This is a genomic window from Pseudoalteromonas peptidolytica (assembly GCF_012641745.1).
Taxonomy (GTDB): domain Bacteria; phylum Pseudomonadota; class Gammaproteobacteria; order Enterobacterales; family Alteromonadaceae; genus Pseudoalteromonas; species Pseudoalteromonas peptidolytica.
The window spans coordinates 1-20,234 of the sequence record NZ_WEHZ01000005.1 but is presented as its reverse complement, the minus strand read 5'-3'; the positions used below and the strand labels follow the sequence as shown (position 1 = coordinate 20,234).

Sequence of the window (20,234 nt, the reverse complement as noted above, 5' to 3'; positions counted from 1 at the left end):
GGCAGAACATGAAAAATGTAGTACTTTTTGCAACCACATTGGCACTGCTAGGTGGGTGCAAAATGACACAAGAGCAATCTCCTGCACCGATTGAAACCAAGCCCAGTGATATGGAGCTTTTGTATGCGCTGATGGAAGAACAGTCAAATGATGACGCGACCCTGTCGCCAGTAACACAAGACATGGGTTTTATTAGCTATCGTCATCGTAAAGCTGTCGCAAACTATGCGAGTCAAATTGCGTTGGAATTATCAGACACCATTCTGGGGCAAAAACCTGAATCGATAGCTGTGGCAAGCTTTGTGAATTTCAATCAGTCTTTGCGTGACACCAATCAACTGGGTAATCAAATTGCTGAATCTCTCATTCATCAGATGCAAAAATTAGGCTATCAAGCTCTGGACTTTAAAGCACTGGGAAAAATAGAGGTAGCGCCAAGTGGTGACTTAGTATTTTCACGGGAAGCGCAAAGATTAAAGAGCGTCAAAGCACCAAGTCATATTCTGTCTGGTACCATGATTTATCGCCCCCGTGGGGTAGAAGTTAATGCGCGACTTCTTGAATTTTCAACAAACTTAGTGATAGCGACAACGGCAGTCACGATCCCTTACTTTATTTTAGATGGTGGGGCTACGGCATCAAGATAGGTGTACCGCTTTTAGCTTCCGATTATTAATGCCTTCAGATGAAGGCATTGTAATTAAGCTTATTCATTGCATACGATTATAGATTGTGTTTATTGAAGTGTGGCTAGAAGCGTGATAATTAAAAATTAGGTGTTATCGAGCAGTGCATCATAATTGCATGATTTTACTCTTTAAAAGTTCATAAAAATCAGTATACTAAGTTTCAGTCAGTGGAATTTTGCTGGTACATTTTGCGCCACAGTCTTCGCTGTCCCCATAGTTTAATGGATAAAACAAGGCCCTCCTAAGGCTTAGATGTAGGTTCGATTCCTACTGGGGACGCCATCTCAATAGTGGCTTATCTGTTACAATTTTCTCCACTCGTTATCGTCCGCTCTGTGTCTGAACCAAAAGGATGACATGCTCAATTTAAAGGGGTAAATCTGACCCTAATTGAGTTAACAATATCTTATGGCAGAATAATACCAATTTGACTTAAAACTTGCTCAATTAGAAGGAGTAAATCTGACGCTAACAGCGTTAAGAATTTCTTATTTAAAGCAACTAAATAGCAAAAACTCTCTTGGCTACCGACAAGCTTCTCTTGTCTCAACATAGACCACTTAATTAAGATCACTGATATTACTTTCCTGTCCGGAGGTACATCACGTAATTGAAAAATTGGTATCACAGGGCAAACAGGTCGTCTTTCTCTATGTGAATTTCAACTAAATCATTAATTTGAACATTGTTAAGCGGTCGCTGTTCTTGGTTTACAGCAATAGCTGTCTGGGCGTTGACTTGGATGACTTGCAATTTATTCAACGTTTTAACTTGACGCATAAAGACATTACCACCAGCGTCAGTAAGGGGGCTGCTATGTGCAATGCTCAACACTTGACCCTCTTCCAGCCCATGCATACGGCCTAAGTTAATCACAACTTGCTCGTCATCAATATGCAGTATTTTACCATGGGTGGGTAAGCAGGCGATGGCCGAGTTCAGATCGACGCTGACTTGGTTCAACACAGTTTGAATTTCAGCCGCATAATCAGTTTGCCAAAACTGTTCACTATATACATCAACTAATTTGGTCTTTTTAAAAGGCCATACTCCTTGAGTACCGTACCTTTGTTGCCAGACCTTTTCATGAGAAAGAGCATCAAACAGTATAAACTCTATTTTAAAGCTCCTTAGATACTTATCGCTTTGCCAAAATGCAAGGTCGTTGTTGAGTTTGTTGACGCTAGAAATATCTGAAATTTGACTAAATAATACATACTGACTATTTGTGTTTGCTGTTACTGTTTCGATTAACTGCTCGTTGTAATCGAATCGTTGACTAAAAAACCGATTTACATCTATTTTTTGAGCAAAATAGGGCACCGGTTCAACGCTTTGATTCTGATCTGATAGGGTATGATAAAGGCGCTCGCTGACAATCTTGTTAATGTCAAAAATTTGACCCAAAGTAGCTTGATGCTTATTTTTGAGTTGACTTTGTGTTATTGCAATTTGCTTATTGTATGCACTGGTAGAGCATTGACTTTGTTGTGGGGTGATATCTATATGTAGTGTTACTTGCCAAGCATCACCCACTCTTGATTCTGCAATTACATTAGCACCCTGAATTTCACCATTAGCGCGTATTTTCAACTGATCTTGCGTAAGCACACCGTCGGTGACGGTTTGCACACTGCTTACGGTTGCACCAGAAAAAAGTAGTGCTTGGGTGATGGCATCATTAACAGCCTGCTTTTTTGCTTTCTGATGGTCGCCATTTTTTATATCAGCCACCCCAGTCACCTCAAACCATTCTGCGTGAGATGGAATGTGGAATACCATACATATAAATGAAAGGCTCAGTGCGAATTGCGTTTTCATACTCAGATACTCAGTGTTAAGACTACTTATTACAACAGCAATACCTATGCCAAATTGTGGCAAGATTCGTGCATAATACTTATCAGTGAATTATTCATATCAATGATTGCTACTATTACCATGCTAGCAGATGGTAATAAGAATTGTATCAGGGCAGTAGTAGCACATCGATACATAGTGGAGAGAAGCAAAATGCGTATCATCAGTCCTAATAATGCTTGGATTATGGTTTGTGCTCTGGTTTTGCTTGGCGGTTGTTCAAGCATGATCGATAAGCATATTGAATATGAGACAGTCCAGCCTGATACTTTCCCAGTGCTACGTGCTGTTGGGTATGCGCCGTTAAGTGCCCAGCCTGGGAATACTGCTGGTGAAAAACAGTTAATGGCGATTAAAGTTTCAAAGCTAGAAGCATATCGAGAGCTTGCCGAACAGTTGTACGGTCAAAAGTTAACATCAACTACGACTGTCAAAGGTGCCATAGCACAAAATGATGGCTTAAAAAGCCAAGTAAATGGGTTAGTGAGAGGGGCAAAAGTGCTGAAGAGTTACGCAGTGGGAGATACATACGCTACCGAACTCGAGCTGGATATGAAGCGGGTGTATGATCTATACATCACGCAAGTTAAGCCGCAAAAGATTAAAAAAGTGTCGTATAGCTTCAAATAGCATAAATTTGCGTGTAACTACCCTGAGGTTTGGATAAGGGATGTTCTAACTCGTTGCTGCTAACGCACAACTTAATATTTCTCTTGTCTAGCCAGAGGGTTCTAGGCAAACGCATCGCTTCCGTGTCCTGCTCTCGCTAAGATCCCTACGTCTTGAAGGCAAGGTAATACCAATTTGACGCTAACAGCTTTAAAAATTTCTTATTTAGAACAACTAAATAAGAAATTTTCGCCTAGTTATCGACAAGATTTGCTTGCCTCAAAATAGACTACTTAATTAAGAAAATTGGTATAAATTTACGCACCAATCGCTGGCTATTGGAAGTGAACTCAGCGTACAGCTAGCGCTAAAACTAGCCGCTAGAAACGAATTAATTGTTTGAAGTTCGGGTTAACTACCTATAGCCAAGTGCTTTACTGTTTTTATTAGAACATGGACAAGGTTCTAATAATACGGCGTGCAACTGTTTATAGGAGCGGGGCGACGTTAAATTAGAGCATAAGGCATGTTTAGGTAAAAAGTGCCAATTAAGCTTTAAGGTTCCTTACCAGTTCACCATCACTGCTCTTGACGTTGCCATCTTGACCATAAGTGACGGATGTTGGTGCACCAATTAAAATACTCTTTAGCTCTCTTGTGCTGACGTTGGCTTGATGAGCTGTTTTGGCGTTAACTTCATTTTTGGTCTGACATTCGGCAAGTAACGCGCGTACTTTACTCACCAAGGGCACTATCTCAGCGTGCTGAAATACTTTAGGGTCTGTCTGCGCTAGCTCCTTATCGAGCTTTTGAAGTTTGGATATATAAGAGAGTTTTTCCCGTGCAACCTCTTTGAGGTGGTCGCCACGGCGAGAGGCTAGTTCATCAAGCTCACGCGCCAGAAGCTGGGTCATCGCTTCTAGCGTTACAATTTGTTCAGAAAGTTTGTGGTGGCAAAGCCGAACCAAATCATCCATATATTTCAAACTCAAATGCAGCTATGTTCTTCGCCAGTTTTTCGGCATCAACTTGGTATTTGCCTTCAGCGATCGCTTTTTTCAGCTCTTCGACTTTCTTGTCATCGAAGCCTGAAGACTGCTGTGCCTTTTCATTCACTGTTTTTAATTGCTGTGCTTGTGGTGTTAGACTGACGGAATCTGCCGCAGCTTTTGGGGTAGCGGGCGCTTTAGCCGCTGTAGCACTGACCTCATTTCGTTGCAATTCAGCTTTTTGCTGTTTAACGTTGTTTGCAACGGTGGAGGACTGATTTTGACCGTTAACTTGATTGACCATGATTATAGACCCAATAATATTATACTCTCAGCCATAATATCGGCGCGAAACAGTATTACTTTAGCAAATTTTTCATAAATTCACCTCTACTGTTTCCACTTCTATTACTCTAGCACGTAAGGTTTTGCCTGAGCGAGTATTTTTCACAGTAATTAGTTCACCCCTGTTGCCATCTTGCATTGCCTCACCTTGAGTTTTAATAACAAGCCCCCCTGATTTGGCAAAAATAGTTACATTGTCGCCTTTGCAAACCATACAAATATGTGACTGTGTAAATGCTTGCCCTTCACGGATGTTTCTTTTACTGCGACTACCAATTAATAAGGTTCGATCTTCTATATATGAAACTCGGCGAAACCGTTTAGGCTGCATTTCGACTTTAATGTCATCTTCCGTTATCACTCTACCTTTTTCTAGCATGGTCGCGCTAACTAACACTGGAAACAAGTGTTCAATGCGCACATGCACATACTGTGTCCACCCTTGTAAATCATCACATTTTATTTGAACAGTAACTTGGGTATTAAATGGTGGTGTCGCTGCTGTGCTGTGTACCAGTGGTGCTTGACACACTCTAGTGGGGATTCTTGAGTCAAGTGGTATAGCAAATATTGATAGTTGGCTATCAGGGTCAAGTTCTACCTGTGGAGCAACAAAATCGACAGCAGTTTGTTCCAAGGCTTTGTTGTCATATTGCTGACAGTGGCCATATCCTATGCTTATAAAATGAGCGAACAAACAAAAAAGTTGAATGTAACGGGTTTTTTTTAACAAACTCATGATGTTTCGACTATGCTTATGGGGTGAAACAAGGTATAAAGATTCTGCTTTAATAACTGCACCTAATCAAGGGTGGTAAACCATATCAGAGTCGAAGCAAAGATCGTTCCGATTAGCGGTTTATACAGTAGGAGATTGAAATGGCAGGTATTTTAGACTCGGTTAACCAACGAACACAACTGGTTGGTCAAAACCGTCTCGAGCTATTACTTTTTCGGCTTCAAGGTCGACAACGCTTCGGCATCAATGTGTTTAAAGTCCGGGAAGTGCTGCAATGCCCAGCACTCACGAGTATGCCAAAGTCAAACCCTCTAATCAGGGGGGTAGCCCATATTCGTGGTCAAACTATTTCTGTGATAGACATGTCACTTGCAGTAGGTGGGCCACCTATTCAGGATATTCGCAATTGTTTTATTGTTATTGCTGAGTACAACCGCTCCGTTCAGGGCTTTTTAGTTAGCGCTGTTGAGCGTATCGTCAACATGAACTGGGAAAAAATAATGCCGCCACCGTCTGGTGCAGGCCGTTATTCGTACCTGACAGCGGTAACTGAAATTGAAAATGAATTAGTTGAAATTTTAGATGTAGAAAAGATTCTCAATGAGATCTGTCCAATCAATACAGAAGTGAGTGCCGATATTGTATCTGATGGTGAGATGCAAAAAGATCTTGGTGAACGTATAGTATTCATTGCTGACGACTCAGCTGTTGCTCGTAATCAGGTAAAACGTGCGCTTGAGCCTCTGGGTGTTCAAACCGAGCTGGCTAAAAATGGTAAGGAGGCGTTAATCAGATTACGAGAGATAGCAGAAGTAGACTGTCAAAATAATGTCACTGAGCGCGTTGGATTATTAATTTCTGATGTTGAAATGCCTGAAATGGACGGCTATACATTAACAGCAGAAATAAAAGCGGATCCGAAATTAGCGCCATTGCATGTAATACTTCATACTTCATTGAGTGGTGTATTTAATCAAGCGATGATAGAAAAAGTCGGCGCAGATGATTTTATTGCAAAGTTTAACCCTGATGAGTTGGCAGCAGCGGTTAAAAAATGGGTTCACTGTGATTAAAGCTGGTGGTAGCACTTGGAAAATAAGCATTTAGAGCAAAAAGAGTACGATCAATTTAGAACTTTTTTGGAACAACAGTGCGGTATTGTGCTGGGTGACAATAAGTTATACTTGGTTAAAAGTAGGTTAGCCCCTCTTATGGCTCGTTTCGGTGTGGAAACGCTTTCATCTTTAGTGGCTAAAACGCTTAGTCCACATGAGCGGCAACTGCGTGCCGCCGTGGTTGATGCAATGACCACAAATGAAACGCTTTGGTTCCGCGACACTTACCCATTTGAGCTAATCAAAACCAAAATTTTGCCAGAGTTTAAAGACTTAAGGCGACCGGTAAAGATTTGGTCTGCTGCCAGTTCGTCAGGACAGGAACCGTATTCGATAGCGATGTCGGCGAATGAATATACAAGCAAGAGCCCAGGCTCGCTGAAAATGGGTGTACAAATTGTAGGCACTGACATATCTAACACTATGTTAGATATGTGCAAGAACGCGGAATATGATGCACTTGCACTAGCCAGAGGCTTATCCCCAGAGCGCAGAAAGAAATTTTTCACTGATAGTGGTAATGGCATGGCAAAGGTGGTTGAGCCAATCCGCAAAATGGTGAGCTTTAGGCATTTGAACCTACTTGATTCTTATGCGCTGATGGGAAAGTTTGATGTGATATTCTGTCGCAACGTGCTGATTTACTTTGCACCTGAGGTGAAGGCAAAAATAATTTCGCAGTTTGCGCAATCACTTAATCCAAATGGGTATTTGTTTTTGGGAGCCTCAGAGTCAATGGCCGGGTTAAGCGATGACTTCAACATGATCAGGTGTAATCCTGGTATCATTTATCAGAAAAAAACTTAACACAATAATGGCAGCAGGGAAGCTTGCCTGTTGATTTATTGCGGTACAAAAACGCTGTACCCAGCAGGTGCCTTAAACTTTGACAACAACTTCACTAACTGTAACAGCCTCTTTCATCTAGTGAGCTATTTTTAGACTCTAAATTCTTACTGATAATATTAATCCACTTAACCAATTTGAGCTCGAAATAATAACTTATTATCCAGCCGCTGTGATCCCTAATACCAATTACCTTAATTAAGTGGTCTATTTTGAGGCGAGAAAATCTTGTCAATAACCCTGCTTACGCTGAGGTACCTACGCTCTGTAGGCAGGCAAAAATTTCGCTATTGAGTTGCTCTAAATAAACAAGACACTTTTAACGCAGTTCGCATCAGATTTACTCCTTCAAATTGAGTCGGCATTGTACAAACCAGTACCACTCCGCCAAGTTACTTTAAACGCTCTGCCGTTATTTTATTCACATAGGCATACTCTTGAGATTGTCACAATCGTGAAAGTCATCCCTTTAATGCCGATACAAATTCCCTATATTGTACTGTGTAAACTGGTGCAAAGAATATTAACTGCTATTGATACGCTCCTATCCTGTTGAATTGTAAGGATTTAAAATGAATCTCTAATTGGCCTGAATATTGCTTTTACCTAATGAGTCAAATTTTTGGAGTGAGATAATGGCAATCAGTTTCGATAAAGCGTTGGGTGTACATCAGCACACAATGCTACTTCGTTCTCAACGTGCTGAAATTTTAGCAAGCAATATCGCAAATGCAGATACTCCAGGATATAAAGCGAAAGATATCGATTTTGCGAGTGCCTTGAAAGCGGCAAAGTCATCGCAAAGAAGCGGCAATGATATGGTCAGAACAGATGCCAAGCACCTAAGTGGTGGTACTAAAATGAGTAATTCATCTGAGCTATATCGTTCGCCAAATCAAGCAGATACAGGTGATGGTAACTCAGTTGATATACAGGTGGAACGAAACTTGTATGTACAAAACGCATTAGAGTACCAAGCCAGTATGCAGTTCCTATCTGGTAAGTTCAAAGGGCTTAAAAAAGCTCTAGGTAGTCAAGGGGCATAACGATGAGTTTATATAACGTTTTTGATATAGCAGGTTCTGGCATGAGTGCACAAAATGTGCGCCTGAATACGACCGCGAGTAATATATCTAATGCAAACTCCGTTAGCTCTAGCCAAGATAAAGTATATCGAGCTAGACATCCCGTTTTTGCCGCTGAACTTACCAAGGCCGCAGCGTCTCAAAGCAATGCTGCCGGTTCATCTGTAGGAGTTAAAGTGCTGGGTGTAGTTGAGAGTGATAAGCCACTTCAAGTGGAGTATAACCCCAATCATCCCAGTGCAGATGCAAATGGCTACATTTATAAACCGAATGTGAATGTGGTGGAAGAGATGGCAAATATGATTTCAGCGTCCCGTTCATATCAAACCAATGTACAAGTTGCAGATGCAGCAAAACAGATGCTGACAAAAACGCTGCAACTAGGCCAGCGCTAATTGGGAGTAACAGCTGATGAGTAATAACGTAAATGCCACATCAACGGGTGTAGATTCACTCTACTGGGACAGGCAAAAGCAGGCCGAGGAGCAAAAGCCCAGAGATGAGTTGTCGCAAGAAGACTTTTTCTCGCTACTTACTCAACAGCTGTCCTTTCAGGATCCGAGTAAACCTGCTGATAATGACCAGATGATTGCGCAAATGACGAGTTTTACAATGGCTGAGGGGATTTCGAAGCTTAATGAGAACTTTGACTCGTTAGCAGCATCCATGACTTCAAACTCGGCATTACAAGCGTCAACATTAATTGGTAAAAAGGCGTTGCTGGAGTCTACGACACTAGAGCATGGTGGAGATTCCTTATCTAAAGGCTCTGTTATTGTTCAAGAGCCGGTACAGAATTTATCCGTAGGAATTTATGACGAAGCTGGTGCCCTGGTGAATACATTAGAGCTCGGTGAGCAAAGCGCCGGTGCTGTGAGGTTTACGTGGGACGGTAAAAATAAAGACGGTGAAACAATGCCTCCGGGTGAGTACACCATCAAAGCTGAAGGGATGATTGAAGGTGAGTACCAGACACTTCCATCAGCGACATTCAGAAATATAGATAGTGTGAATGTTAATGGTGCAAATGGCATCGTTATTAACACGAAAGAAGGCGCGGTGCGCTTAACTGACATTGCTGAAATAGCATAATAGTTTTAGAGAATTAACCTTAAGAAATTAGAGGTGAGAGTATGAGTTTTAACATAGCATTGACAGGTATTGCGGCCGCGCAAAAAGACTTGGATGTAACGGCAAATAACATCGCTAACGTAAACACCACAGGCTTTAAAGAGTCTCGAGCAGAATTTGCTGATGTATACGCTTCGTCTGTTTTTAGTTCAGGTAAAACGAAAAATGGTGATGGTGTGCAAACCACTATGGTTGCGCAGCAATTTCACCAAGGTTCACTCAAGTTTACACAGAATTCACTTGATTTGGCGATTGAGGGTGAGGGCTATTTTGCCATGTCAAACTCATTACAGTCACAGGACTTCACGTATTCTAGAGCTGGCGCGTTTAAACTCAATAAAGACAACTTTATTGTAAACGCCAAAGGTGACTATTTGCAGGGGTTCCCAGTTGACCCCTCAACAGGTGATACCACATCATTGAGTTTGAGTACCACGTCGCCAGTACAAATCCCAGACGCGTCAGGCTCGCCTCGTGCCACATCTCAGATTTATACGTCGTTCAACCTTGATGCAACGGTTCAGCCACCGACGATTGCGTTTGACCCAGAGCAACGCGCGTCGTATAACTCCAGAACGGCTATTACCGTGTATGATTCGCTTGGTGAGTCTCATACGCTACAGCTATTTTTCAGAAAAACAGCTGACAATGAATGGTCTACCTATGCAACGTTAGATGACAAACCGTTTAACCATAATGCCAGACAGATTGATCCGACGGCAACGCCACCAATTCCGTATACGCCTGTCAGTGTATTTCGCTTTGATGCCAGTGGTATTCCATCACAGACTGCTGCTGACCCATCAGCAACGCCGCTAGTTTTTAATAATAATACCGGTTCGACTTTTAACCCGCTCAGTCTGGCAGGCCCACAAGACGCAACGGATCCGACAATTGGTATGTCGAATTTGCTTGATAATGGTGCGACTTTTCCCAATGATATTGTCGTAAACTGGCGCGATGAAGCAAACACAGCGCAAAAGCTGCCGACTCAATACTCGTCAGGTCGATTTGAAGTAAAAGCATTGGAACAAGATGGTGCCACAGTTGGCCGTTTGGCGGGAATTGATATTGGCTCTGATGGTAAGGTAGTTGCATCTTACACTAATGGCGACTCCACTTATTTAGGTCAAGTTGCATTAGTACGTTTTCCAAATTCACAAGGCCTACAAGCGATAGGCAATACTGAATGGAAGAAGAGTCTATCCTCTGGTGAACCACTGGCAGGGGAACCTAACACTGGTACTTTAGGCAGTATTAGCTCTTCAGCCTTAGAGCAGTCAAACGTAAACTTAACTAATGAGCTGGTTGACTTGATAAGCGCACAGCGTAATTTCCAGGCTAACTCGCGAGCACTCGAAGTTAATTCAACATTACAACAGAATATATTACAGATACGATAATATATTATGCCCTCCAAAGGCTGCTTCTCAAGCAGCCTTTTTTATTCCCGTCAAAAACACTTCACCATTTTGGCATTGAGTTTGCATTACATATACCAAGTTAGAATTTTATAGGTCATCGTCATGGATAAAATGGTGTATATCGCGATGTCAGGCGCTAAGCAAAGCTTACGTGGTGTGGCGTTAAAAGCGAATAACCTAGCAAATGCCAACACGACTGGCTTCAAAGCGGACTTTGCACAGGCTCGTTCAATGCAGGCATTTGGTGAAGGGTTACCTACCCGTGTGTTTGCAATGCAAGAGCGCCCAGGAACTAATATGACTGGTGGGGCAATAGTCGAAACCGGTCGGGAGCTAGATATAGCTGTTGATGATAAGTCTTGGATCAGTGTTGTTGACGCATCAGGCGAAGAAGCATATACCAAAGTTGGTACGTTGAATATTCGTAATGACGGTGCGTTAGTTACTGCTCATGGGCGTCAACTTATTGGCGAAGGTGGGCCGATTGTTCTACCCATACCTGTAGATAAAGTGGTGTTTAGCGATGATGGCTCCATTCAAGTTCGTCCACAAGGAGCGCCTGCTAATTTTCTAGAGGTTGTTGATAGGCTGAAGATTATAAAGGCTGACAGCAACAAACTAGAAAAAGGAAATGACGGTCTATTCAGGCCCAAAGAAGACACTTTGGAAGATGGGTTCTGCGGTTTTTGTGAGGTATCACCTACCGCCAAAGTGATGAGCGGCTTCCTAGAAATGTCTAATGTAAATCCAGTTCACGAGATGGTTGATATGATCAATCATCAAAGGCAATTTGAAATGCAAATTAAGCTGATGAAAACAGCTGAAGAAATAGATGAGCGACACACTTCGCTCCTACGCATAGTTTAAGAGTGAGGTAGAAATTATGAATCCTGCATTGTGGATAAGTAAAACCGGTTTGGATGCACAACAAACCGATATTTCAGTTATCTCTAACAACTTGGCTAACGCCAGTACTGTTGGATATAAAAAGAGTCGTGCGATTTTTGAAGATTTGTTATACCAAAATATTAACCAGCCAGGAGGAAGAAGCTCTCAGGATACAGAGTTGCCTTCAGGTCTGATGCTTGGGGCCGGTGCTAAAGTGGTGGCGAACCAAAAGAATTTCTCACAAGGCAACATGTTGAGTACAGAAAACTCTTTAGACTGGATGATCCAAGGCCCAGGTTTTTTTGAAATACAAATGCCGGATGGAACGACGGCCTATTCTCGCAACGGACAATTTACCACTGATGAAGAAGGTCGCGTCGTCACATCAGGTGCCGGCTTCCCGGTGTTGCCAGAGATGAACGTGCCAGATGATGCTCAATCAATCACTATATCGCAGGACGGTGAAGTATCAGTCCGTGTTGCTGGTCAAGCTGAAAATGTTGTTATTGGCCAGTTGACTATTAGTGACTTCATTAACCCTTCAGGTCTAGAGCCGATAGGGCAGAACTTATATACAGAGACAGCGGTAAGTGGTGCTCCAGTGCAAGGTAACCCAAGTGTAGAAGGGCTTGGTAAAATTGTTCAAGGAGCACTCGAGACATCGAACGTAAACGTTACTGAAGAATTAGTTAATCTGATTGAAACGCAGCGTGTCTATGAAATGAACTCTAAAGTTATCTCATCTGTTGACCAGATGTTGAGCTACATTAACCAGCAGTTGTAACTGGGTAGGGGGTAATATGCGTGCATTATATTTGGCCATAGTAACGGTAGCTGCATTGTCTGGATGTAGTACGACCCAAAACAAAAGTGTGGTGCGTGATGACCCGTATTATGCACCGATTTATCCTGAAGATAACCAAGTACAGATAGTAGCCACAGGATCACTGTTTAATACACAATTTTCAAATGATTTGTATGCAGATAAAAAAGCGTTGAGGGTCGGGGACATTATTACGATCGTGCTGCGCGAGACGACTCAGGCAACAAAAGCAGCTAATTCAGAGTTAGATAAGTCAAGTGACTCAAGCTTAGATCCCATTATTGGTTTGGGTGCCAACGCAATAAACATAGGTAATGAAGCAATTCAGTTTGGTGCGAAATCTAGCTCGTCATTTTCAGGCGATTCGAAGTCGAATCAGTCAAATAGTCTGTTTGGCAATATTTCTGTGAATGTGACGCGTGTTCTACCTAATGGAAATTTGGTGATCCGTGGGGAGAAGTGGTTAACACTTAATACCGGAGAAGAGTTTATTCGACTGGAAGGGCTGGTTAGACCGCAAGATGTGACTGCCGATAACACGGTCGAATCTAATCGAGTTGCGAATGCGAGGATCCAATATTCCGGTAAAGGCGATCAACAAGAAGTACAAAGTGCGGGTTGGTTAACTAGTTTCTTCATGAGTGCCATCATGCCATTTTAAGGATGCAGAAAATGATTCAATTTCTTAAGTATTTTCTCTTTAGTTGCGTTACTGCATCACTAATACTTTATCCATCCTTCGCTGCTGCAGAGCGGGTAAAAGACGTCAGTATGGTTGAAGGTGTTCGTTCGAACCAACTAGTGGGGTATGGACTAGTGGTTGGTCTTCCTGGAACTGGGGAGCAAACCAGATTCACAGAGCAAAGCTTCAAAGCAATGCTTAATAGCTTTGGGATCACTATGCCCGCATCGCTTAAGCCGAAAATCAAGAATGTGGCTGCGGTGGCAGTACATGCTGATTTACCTCCTTTTGTGAAGCCTGGTCAAACCATTGACGTGACGGTTTCATCGATTGGTAGTGCTGGTAGCTTGCGCGGCGGTACTTTATTGCAAACCTTCCTAAAGGGGGTTGACGGTAACGTATACGCTATTGCCCAAGGAAGTTTGATTGTTGGCGGGTTAGGTGCAGACGGTGCTGATGGCAGCCGGGTCGTTATTAATACGCCTACAGTTGGACGAGTGGCTAATGGAGCAACTGTTGAGCGAGCAGTCCCAAGTCCATTTACACAAGGCGATTATATTACCTTCAACCTTAATAGACCTGACTTCACAACTGCAAAGCGTCTGGCTGATACCATTAACGATTTGGTGGGACCAAATAGTGCAAAGCCGATGGACGCTGCCTCTGTTAGAGTAATTGCACCGCGCGACCCATCACAGCGTGTCGCCTACCTTTCGACATTGGAAAACCTTGAGTTTAAACCTGCGGACACCGCCGCTAAAATTATTGTCAACTCAAGAACTGGGACTATTGTGATAGGAAAAAATGTCAAACTTCAACCAGCGGCTATTACTCATGGTGGACTGACAGTGACGATTGCTGAACAGCAAAATGTTTCACAACCGAATGAGCTCGCAAATGGTGAAACCGTGGTTACACAGCAAAGTATCATTGATGTGGATCAGGATGACTCTCGTGCTTTTGTATTTGACCCAGGTGTTAGTCTTGACGATTTAGTAAGAGCGATTAATCAAGTCGGGGCCGCTCCGGGTGATTTAATGGCGATTCTAGAAGCATTAAAAGAGGCTGGTGCTATAAATGGTCAATTAGTCGTCATATAGTGTTTTATTATTAATCAATTAGTTAGCCTCACAATAGTGAGGCTTTTTTTTGGCTCGTATATTGCATTGTTTGAACTATAGAATTGTAAATAGTGCGTAGTGTTATGAATACCGATCAGTTAAAAAATCAAAGCTTTTTCGATTTAGGGAACCTTGACTCGATCCGTAAAGAGGCACTCAAGGGAGCTGGTGATCAGGGAGCGTCAGATCAAGCACTGAAAAAAGCTGCACAGCAGTTTGAATCGATTTTCACACAGATGTTATTGCAAAGTATGAGAAAAGCGAATGAAGCGCTGGAAGATAAAGATAGCCCTTTCAACTCTAGTGGCGTGAAATTCTTTGAAGAAATGCACGACCAGCAACTTTCTATGCACTTATCTAAAAAAGGTAGCTTAGGACTTGCAGACCTTATCGTGCAACAACTATCGCCTAACTCTGAGAAGTATAAGCCAGCTTCTGTCCTACGTGCTGACGCTGACATTGCGACCAACCAACCAGCTCCAACAACAATAAAGCGGTCAGATGCTTTGAGCACACAAAATAGTGATGAACAAATAGGGTTTGGTTCGCCTAAAGAATTTGTCGAAAGTGTCTGGAACTATGCGCAGTCAGCTGCGAAAAAGCTGGGGTTAAATCCTGCGGTAATGGTTGCACAAGCAGCATTAGAAACAGGGTGGGGCAAACACATTATTAGCAAACATGATGGTAGCAGCAGTTTTAATCTCTTTAATATTAAGGCTGATAGCCGTTGGGATGGAGAGAGTGCCAAAAAATCGACGCTTGAGTTTGAAGGCGGGTTGCCTGTGAAGAAGCAAGCACATTTTCGTGCTTATCATTCATTAGAGCAAAGTTTTAATGATTATGTCAGTTTTCTCCAAGATAACCCGAGATATCAACAGGCGCTCGCCAAAGCCGAAGACAGTCATGCCTATCTTGATGAACTACAAAATGCGGGTTACGCGACTGACCCAAATTATGCCAACAAAATTAAGTCTGTTTTAAAACGCATAGATATATCCGATTTGGTATCTGGTGCGTTAACAAAGGGAGTCAGATGAAATGTCATTTGATCTATTAAACATTGGAGCTGCAGGAGTTAGAGCAAACTCAGAATTACTGCAAACTACCAGTAAAAACATCGCAAACCTAAATACCAAAGGTTATATCCGTGAGAGAACAGAACACGGTACGATGATAGGTGGTATGGTTGGCCGTGGTGAAACCGTGCGCCTACTTAATCAGTTCGCACAGCAACAGTTGAACCGAGATATTTCAAACCAATCCTATTACGAGCAGTTTGTGACTGAATCCAGTCGTGTTGATACGTTATTTGCTCAGGAGTCTAACAGCCTGAGTAAAAGCATTAACGCAATGTTTAATAATCTTCAGAGCGCAGTAAATTTACCATCATCTACCACAAATCGCTCTTTGTTTATGACAGGTGCACAGGGATTAATTGATCAAATGGACAGGCTGTCAGGTATTGTGGTTGATCAAAGTAGTATTGTGAATGACCAGCTCGATATTTTTTCGCAAGAGGCAAACAACTTAGTACAAAAAATCAGTGAATTGAACAAGCAAGTTGCAAGTCAGTCAGCGCTTAATCTTAATAGTGTTGATCACAGTGTACTCAACGAGCGAGACCAAGCAATTAAAGATCTAGCTGAACTGGTAGATATTGAGACACTCGATGGTGAAAATGGCGAAAAGCTTGTTTTTCTTGGCACGGGTGATGCCCTTGTTATGCAAGGAGGTGCGTTTAACTTGTTTGCAAACAAAGGAGACCCTGACCCCAACCACAAATCACTTGTTCTGGACATCAAAGATAAAAATGTTGTTCAGTTAGAGTTAGATAGTGGCAGTTTGAAAGGAAAAATAGGTGGGTTACTTGCTTTTAGAGATGAAGTATTAATTCCAGCACAAAATCAACTAGGTCAGATAGGACTTGCATTAGCGGACGCCTTTAATCAACAAAATAAGTTAGGGATGGACTTAGACGGTAATATAGGTGGAGACTTGTTTAAAATCCCGACTGTAGGTGGTTTTGCTTATGGCGATAATACCGGTACCGCTACATTAACGGCAACGCTCGAACCTGGCCGCGGCAATGAGTTGCCTGCGACGGACTTCCAAGTCACTTACACCAGCCCGACAACGGTAGAAATTACCGCAGTAGACGCAAAAGGTAACCCTGTTGGTAACCCAACGACTGGTACCATTGCTGCTGGTGTCATAACGGGTACTGGGGATTATTTTGGTTTGCAAATGAATGTCACTGGTGCTGGGGCAACCGGAGATAAATTTCTAGTAAAACTAAATCAACAAGCGGCTACAAGTCTAGAACTAGCAACGCAAAGGCCTGAAGCGCTGGCATTGGCATCGCCTATTCGCACTGAAAAATCCGCTGATAATAACGGAACGGCGACAATATCAGCGGGCACGGTAACGGATACCGATCCAACAACGAGTGCATTTACGGCCACAACGCCGCCAACATTAAATGATGGCCCGTATACGTTAACTAAGACAGCCAATGCTGATGAGTACACATTGACTAGTGCGTCGGGGGTGAATCACACCTTTACCGCGCCTGCTAATGGTAAAGATATACTATCGACAGTTGGCGCAGCTCCTGCACCGTTTAATAATCTTGGATTTACATTCGACATTGAAGGAACGCCGAATGCAGGTGACAGCTTCAAGATTAGTTTTAATACAGGTGGTTTTGATGATAACCGTAATGGTGCTGCGTTAGATGGCCTGAAGTCGTCAGATTTAGTGAGACAGAATGTGGAGTCTACCGGCAGCACCGAAAGTCATAAAACGTTTAACGAGGCGTATGCCGATATTGTGACGGGTGTTGGTGTTATCACCAACCAGGCAAAAACAAATAGTGCAGCATTTGAGGCGCTTGCTAGCCAATCCAGTGCCTGGTTTGAATCTTTATCTGGCGTAAACTTGGATGAAGAAGCTGCAAACCTATTACGTTTTCAACAATCATATTCAGCATCAGCGCAGGTGATATCTGCAGCTAGAACTGTATTTGATACCTTATTAAGTGCCGCGAGGTAATTATGCGTTTATCTCAAAATCAAATTTTTAATTCAAATCTCAATTCTATTTTGCGTAATCAGCAAGATGTTAATAAAGCCACACAACAGCTTAATACTCAAAAGCGGGTATTGAGTGCGTCAGATGACGCTTCCGCGACCGCCAGAGCAATGTTGTTTGACGATAGAATTCAAGCAAACGATCAGTACACAAAAAATTTAACGATGTTGTCATCGCGGTTGGATACCCAAGAGTCGGTTTTGGAAAATATTAAAACAGCGATAGATAGTGCGTATGCAAAATCCATTCAGGCGGGTAATGGTGGCCTGTCGGATGTTGACCGTGCGTCAATTGCTGATGAGCTAGAATCAATCCAAGACACAATTTTGGATTTGATGAACTCCAAAAGCGAAGATGGAAAGTTTATATTTTCTGGCTATCAAGACAATACGCAAACTTATAGCTTCGATTCAGCGAGCGGAGAGTATGTTTACAACGGCGACCAAGGTCAACATAAAATAAAAATAGCAGAAAGTGTTGAAGTTCGTTCAAGTGACAATGGCTTTGACGTTTTTGAGAGTGCAGACAAACGCCTCAATATCACTTCAAATACAGGGGTTGTATCTGGCGGGGTGACTTCGGCATCTGTCTATGTTGATGAGCAAGCAGTATTTGATAAATTTCACAAAGCAAACTACAACGCAGACCCTGCCGCTCCTGCAGGAGCGAATACTTTTGATTTAGTCATAGCTGCAGGCACACCAAACACCTATCAGTTGGAGCAAGGCGGTACGGTTATCTCGACTGGTACCTTTGAAGGTAATGCGGTAAAAGTAGCAGGGATGGAGTTTAAGTATGATGGCGCAGCACCCGGGCAAATCAGCTTTGATTTAGAAAAGCCTCAGAAAGAAAATATTCTTAACACGTTGGAATCTATGATCACCTCTTTACGAGACCCAAGCATTACGGGTGAAGATTACAAACAGGCACTTGCGGATGGCATTACGGGTTTGGATAACGCAAAGATAAAGGTATCACAGGCTCAAGCAGGACTTGGTGGCAGACTTAATGCTGCAAAATTGGTCGAACAGGCTAACTCAGATCTTGACGTGGATAACAAAGCTAATAAAGCAGCGCTGATGGAAGTTGATTTTTACTCTGCGATTTCTGAGCTTACTAAGCATGAAACCGCCTTGCAGGCCTCTCAAGCTACATTTGGTCGTTTAACTAACCTTTCTTTACTGGACTACATTCGTTAAAACGCAGCCTTTATAGGCTGCTTCCCCTACAACTACTAAAACTTTACCTTTCTCACCCAACAGTCTGAATTATATATAGTTAGTAATTATTTAAGGCTGGTAATGTCTTGCCGTCAAAACTTTGTCAAATAGTTTGGTTTTAAGATAAAAATCTATACTAATCATGATGATAATTTTTTTTTAAAAAAAACACTAAAGGAAATATTTTGCCGACCGATAACTTAATTAACCAAGCCGGAGAGTGAAAAACATTCAAAGGTTGGAAAAGAATCTAAGTTTGAGAGTGAAAGACTCGATTTAAAGTGGGAGAACCATCATGGCACTTTATGTAAATACTAACGTAAGTTCATTGAACGCACAAAGACAATTAATGAATTCTGGTAACTCACTAGATACCTCATTCAAGCGTCTATCTTCAGGCTTCCGTATTAACAGCGCAGCTGACGATGCGGCAGGTCTACAAATTTCAGACCGTTTAACATCACAAATTAACGGTCTAAACCAAGGTAATCGTAACGCAAACGACGGTATCTCATTAGCACAAACTGCTGAAGGTGCGATGGACGAAGTTACCTCAATGTTCCAGCGTATCCGTACGCTAGCACAACAAGCTTCAAACGGCTCTAACACTGATGAAGATAGATTGGCAATTCAAGAAGAAATCCAATCTCTATCAAAAGAAGTAAACCGTGTTGCAGCAGATACAACGTTTGGTGGTCAAAACCTACTTGACGGCTCTTATGCTGCTAACTTCCAAGTAGGTGCTGATGCAGTGCAGACTATCAGCTTTAGTATGCAAACGGTAGGAGCAACGACGAACAGCTTAGTATCAAATGGCGGCTTTACGCTTTCAGGTATCGCAGGTATTGCAAGTGGTGTAACCGGAGCTTCATTGAGTGCAACTGCTGGCACTATTAGTAGTCAAGTAGGAGCATCTGCTGATGCAACTAGTTTCTCTGGTGTTTTCACAGCGACAGGTATATCAGTATCATCACAAGCAAATGCGCAAGCAGTAATGGCTGGTATGGATGCTTTGATTGCAGTAGTTGATAAGAAACGCGCTGAGCTAGGTGCGGTACAAAACCGATTCCAGTCAACAATTCGTAACCAGTCGAATATTGCTGAAAACTTATCTGCTGCTAAATCTCGTATCAAAGATACAGACTTTGCGCAAGAAACGGCAAACTTAACAAAAATGCAGATCCTTCAACAGGCTAGCCAAACAATCTTGAGTCAGGCTAACCAGCGTCCTCAGGCGGCTTTAAGCCTTCTAGGATAATATAGGAAGGTAAAGGTGCCTAGGCCGAATGGGGTATTTGCCTAGACACCGAATTGGATAATAAAGCGGAGGAGCTTAAAATCCAACTGCGTTCATTTAAACAATGAACACGTTAAATTTAGCACATAGCATGCCAACTTTGTGTTATAAAAATGACACTCACTCTCAAATTTAAGTAAAAGAGGCCAAATGGCCCAATGCCAGTCAGTTAAGCTGACTGGCATTTCTTTTTTTATATGGGTACTTTGATGGCTTAGGCTTTATCGCTCTTGGATACTGCCTATCTTCTCTTCTAGGTGGCAGTTTAAATAGTCTTAGCG

Annotated in this window: 20 protein-coding genes and 1 tRNA gene; 17 read left to right on the top strand and 4 right to left on the bottom strand. The window is 42.4% G+C overall.

What is annotated here, in order from left to right:
• Positions 1 to 8 precede the first annotated feature (8 nt).
• The gene (locus F9Y84_RS04610) at positions 9 to 647 is read left to right on the top strand and encodes a FlgO family outer membrane protein (protein WP_128732340.1); all 639 of its coding nucleotides are present in this window, start codon (positions 9 to 11) and stop codon (positions 645 to 647) included.
• Between the two features lie 249 nt (positions 648 to 896).
• A tRNA-Arg gene (locus tag F9Y84_RS04605) sits at positions 897 to 971 on the top strand.
• 342 nt (positions 972 to 1,313) lie between these two features.
• Here F9Y84_RS04605 and F9Y84_RS04600 read toward each other — a convergent pair.
• On the bottom strand, positions 1,314 to 2,510 hold the full coding sequence (locus tag F9Y84_RS04600) for a flagellar assembly protein T N-terminal domain-containing protein (RefSeq protein WP_147391403.1): 1,197 nt from the start codon (positions 2,508 to 2,510) through the stop codon (positions 1,314 to 1,316).
• 192 nt (positions 2,511 to 2,702) lie between these two features.
• On the opposite strand from F9Y84_RS04600, the gene F9Y84_RS04595 reads away from it, so the two are divergent.
• Positions 2,703 to 3,179, top strand: coding sequence for an LPP20 family lipoprotein (locus F9Y84_RS04595; RefSeq protein WP_128732337.1), 477 nt, complete (start codon positions 2,703 to 2,705; stop codon positions 3,177 to 3,179).
• Between the two features lie 527 nt (positions 3,180 to 3,706).
• Here F9Y84_RS04595 and flgN read toward each other — a convergent pair.
• The 3 genes from flgN to flgA form a co-directional block, all read right to left on the bottom strand.
• The gene (flgN, locus tag F9Y84_RS04590; protein ID WP_125252076.1) at positions 3,707 to 4,135 is read right to left on the bottom strand and encodes a flagellar protein FlgN; all 429 of its coding nucleotides are present in this window, start codon (positions 4,133 to 4,135) and stop codon (positions 3,707 to 3,709) included.
• Positions 4,128 to 4,451: a flagellar biosynthesis anti-sigma factor FlgM gene (gene flgM / locus F9Y84_RS04585; RefSeq protein ID WP_147390775.1), complete on the bottom strand. Its 324-nt coding sequence runs from the start codon at positions 4,449 to 4,451 to the stop codon at positions 4,128 to 4,130. Before flgM ends, flgN begins: the two co-directional genes overlap by 8 nt.
• 72 nt (positions 4,452 to 4,523) lie before the next feature.
• The gene (gene flgA, locus F9Y84_RS04580) at positions 4,524 to 5,231 is read right to left on the bottom strand and encodes a flagellar basal body P-ring formation chaperone FlgA (protein WP_128729606.1); all 708 of its coding nucleotides are present in this window, start codon (positions 5,229 to 5,231) and stop codon (positions 4,524 to 4,526) included.
• Positions 5,232 to 5,371: 140 nt separating this feature from the next.
• Here flgA and F9Y84_RS04575 point away from each other — a divergent pair, with 140 nt between their 5' ends.
• From F9Y84_RS04575 to F9Y84_RS04510, 14 genes are all read left to right on the top strand, one after another.
• Positions 5,372 to 6,304: a chemotaxis protein CheV gene (locus F9Y84_RS04575; RefSeq protein ID WP_125252073.1), complete on the top strand. Its 933-nt coding sequence runs from the start codon at positions 5,372 to 5,374 to the stop codon at positions 6,302 to 6,304.
• A 15-nt stretch (positions 6,305 to 6,319) separates the two neighbouring features.
• The gene (locus F9Y84_RS04570) at positions 6,320 to 7,153 is read left to right on the top strand and encodes a CheR family methyltransferase (protein ID WP_128729607.1); all 834 of its coding nucleotides are present in this window, start codon (positions 6,320 to 6,322) and stop codon (positions 7,151 to 7,153) included.
• A 674-nt stretch (positions 7,154 to 7,827) separates the two neighbouring features.
• On the top strand, positions 7,828 to 8,238 hold the full coding sequence (flgB, locus tag F9Y84_RS04565) for a flagellar basal body rod protein FlgB (RefSeq protein WP_125252071.1): 411 nt from the start codon (positions 7,828 to 7,830) through the stop codon (positions 8,236 to 8,238).
• Between the two features lie 2 nt (positions 8,239 to 8,240).
• Positions 8,241 to 8,672, top strand: a complete 432-nt coding sequence (flgC, locus tag F9Y84_RS04560) for a flagellar basal body rod protein FlgC (protein ID WP_125252070.1) — start codon at positions 8,241 to 8,243, stop codon at positions 8,670 to 8,672.
• 16 nt (positions 8,673 to 8,688) lie between these two features.
• Positions 8,689 to 9,369, top strand: a complete 681-nt coding sequence (locus tag F9Y84_RS04555; RefSeq protein ID WP_147390774.1) for a flagellar hook assembly protein FlgD — start codon at positions 8,689 to 8,691, stop codon at positions 9,367 to 9,369.
• A gap of 41 nt (positions 9,370 to 9,410) precedes the next feature.
• Positions 9,411 to 10,811, top strand: coding sequence for a flagellar hook protein FlgE (gene flgE / locus F9Y84_RS04550; protein WP_128729610.1), 1,401 nt, complete (start codon positions 9,411 to 9,413; stop codon positions 10,809 to 10,811).
• A gap of 123 nt (positions 10,812 to 10,934) precedes the next feature.
• The gene (locus F9Y84_RS04545; protein ID WP_147390773.1) at positions 10,935 to 11,699 is read left to right on the top strand and encodes a flagellar basal body rod protein FlgF; all 765 of its coding nucleotides are present in this window, start codon (positions 10,935 to 10,937) and stop codon (positions 11,697 to 11,699) included.
• A gap of 16 nt (positions 11,700 to 11,715) precedes the next feature.
• Positions 11,716 to 12,504, top strand: a complete 789-nt coding sequence (gene flgG, locus F9Y84_RS04540; protein ID WP_099640599.1) for a flagellar basal-body rod protein FlgG — start codon at positions 11,716 to 11,718, stop codon at positions 12,502 to 12,504.
• A gap of 16 nt (positions 12,505 to 12,520) precedes the next feature.
• Positions 12,521 to 13,204: a flagellar basal body L-ring protein FlgH gene (gene flgH / locus F9Y84_RS04535; protein ID WP_125252066.1), complete on the top strand. Its 684-nt coding sequence runs from the start codon at positions 12,521 to 12,523 to the stop codon at positions 13,202 to 13,204.
• A gap of 2 nt (positions 13,205 to 13,206) precedes the next feature.
• Positions 13,207 to 14,325 (top strand): flagellar basal body P-ring protein FlgI, encoded by a 1,119-nt coding sequence (locus F9Y84_RS04530; protein WP_373865591.1) that lies wholly within the window; start codon positions 13,207 to 13,209, stop codon positions 14,323 to 14,325.
• Positions 14,326 to 14,429: 104 nt separating this feature from the next.
• Positions 14,430 to 15,383, top strand: coding sequence for a flagellar assembly peptidoglycan hydrolase FlgJ (flgJ, locus tag F9Y84_RS04525; RefSeq protein WP_147390772.1), 954 nt, complete (start codon positions 14,430 to 14,432; stop codon positions 15,381 to 15,383).
• A 1-nt stretch (position 15,384) separates the two neighbouring features.
• Positions 15,385 to 17,397 (top strand): FlgK family flagellar hook-associated protein, encoded by a 2,013-nt coding sequence (locus F9Y84_RS04520; RefSeq protein ID WP_147390771.1) that lies wholly within the window; start codon positions 15,385 to 15,387, stop codon positions 17,395 to 17,397.
• Positions 17,398 to 17,399: 2 nt separating this feature from the next.
• Positions 17,400 to 18,635: a flagellar hook-associated protein FlgL gene (flgL, locus tag F9Y84_RS04515; protein WP_147390770.1), complete on the top strand. Its 1,236-nt coding sequence runs from the start codon at positions 17,400 to 17,402 to the stop codon at positions 18,633 to 18,635.
• A 316-nt stretch (positions 18,636 to 18,951) separates the two neighbouring features.
• The gene (locus F9Y84_RS04510) at positions 18,952 to 19,914 is read left to right on the top strand and encodes a flagellin N-terminal helical domain-containing protein (RefSeq protein WP_147390769.1); all 963 of its coding nucleotides are present in this window, start codon (positions 18,952 to 18,954) and stop codon (positions 19,912 to 19,914) included.
• The last annotated feature ends 320 nt before the right edge of the window (positions 19,915 to 20,234 follow it).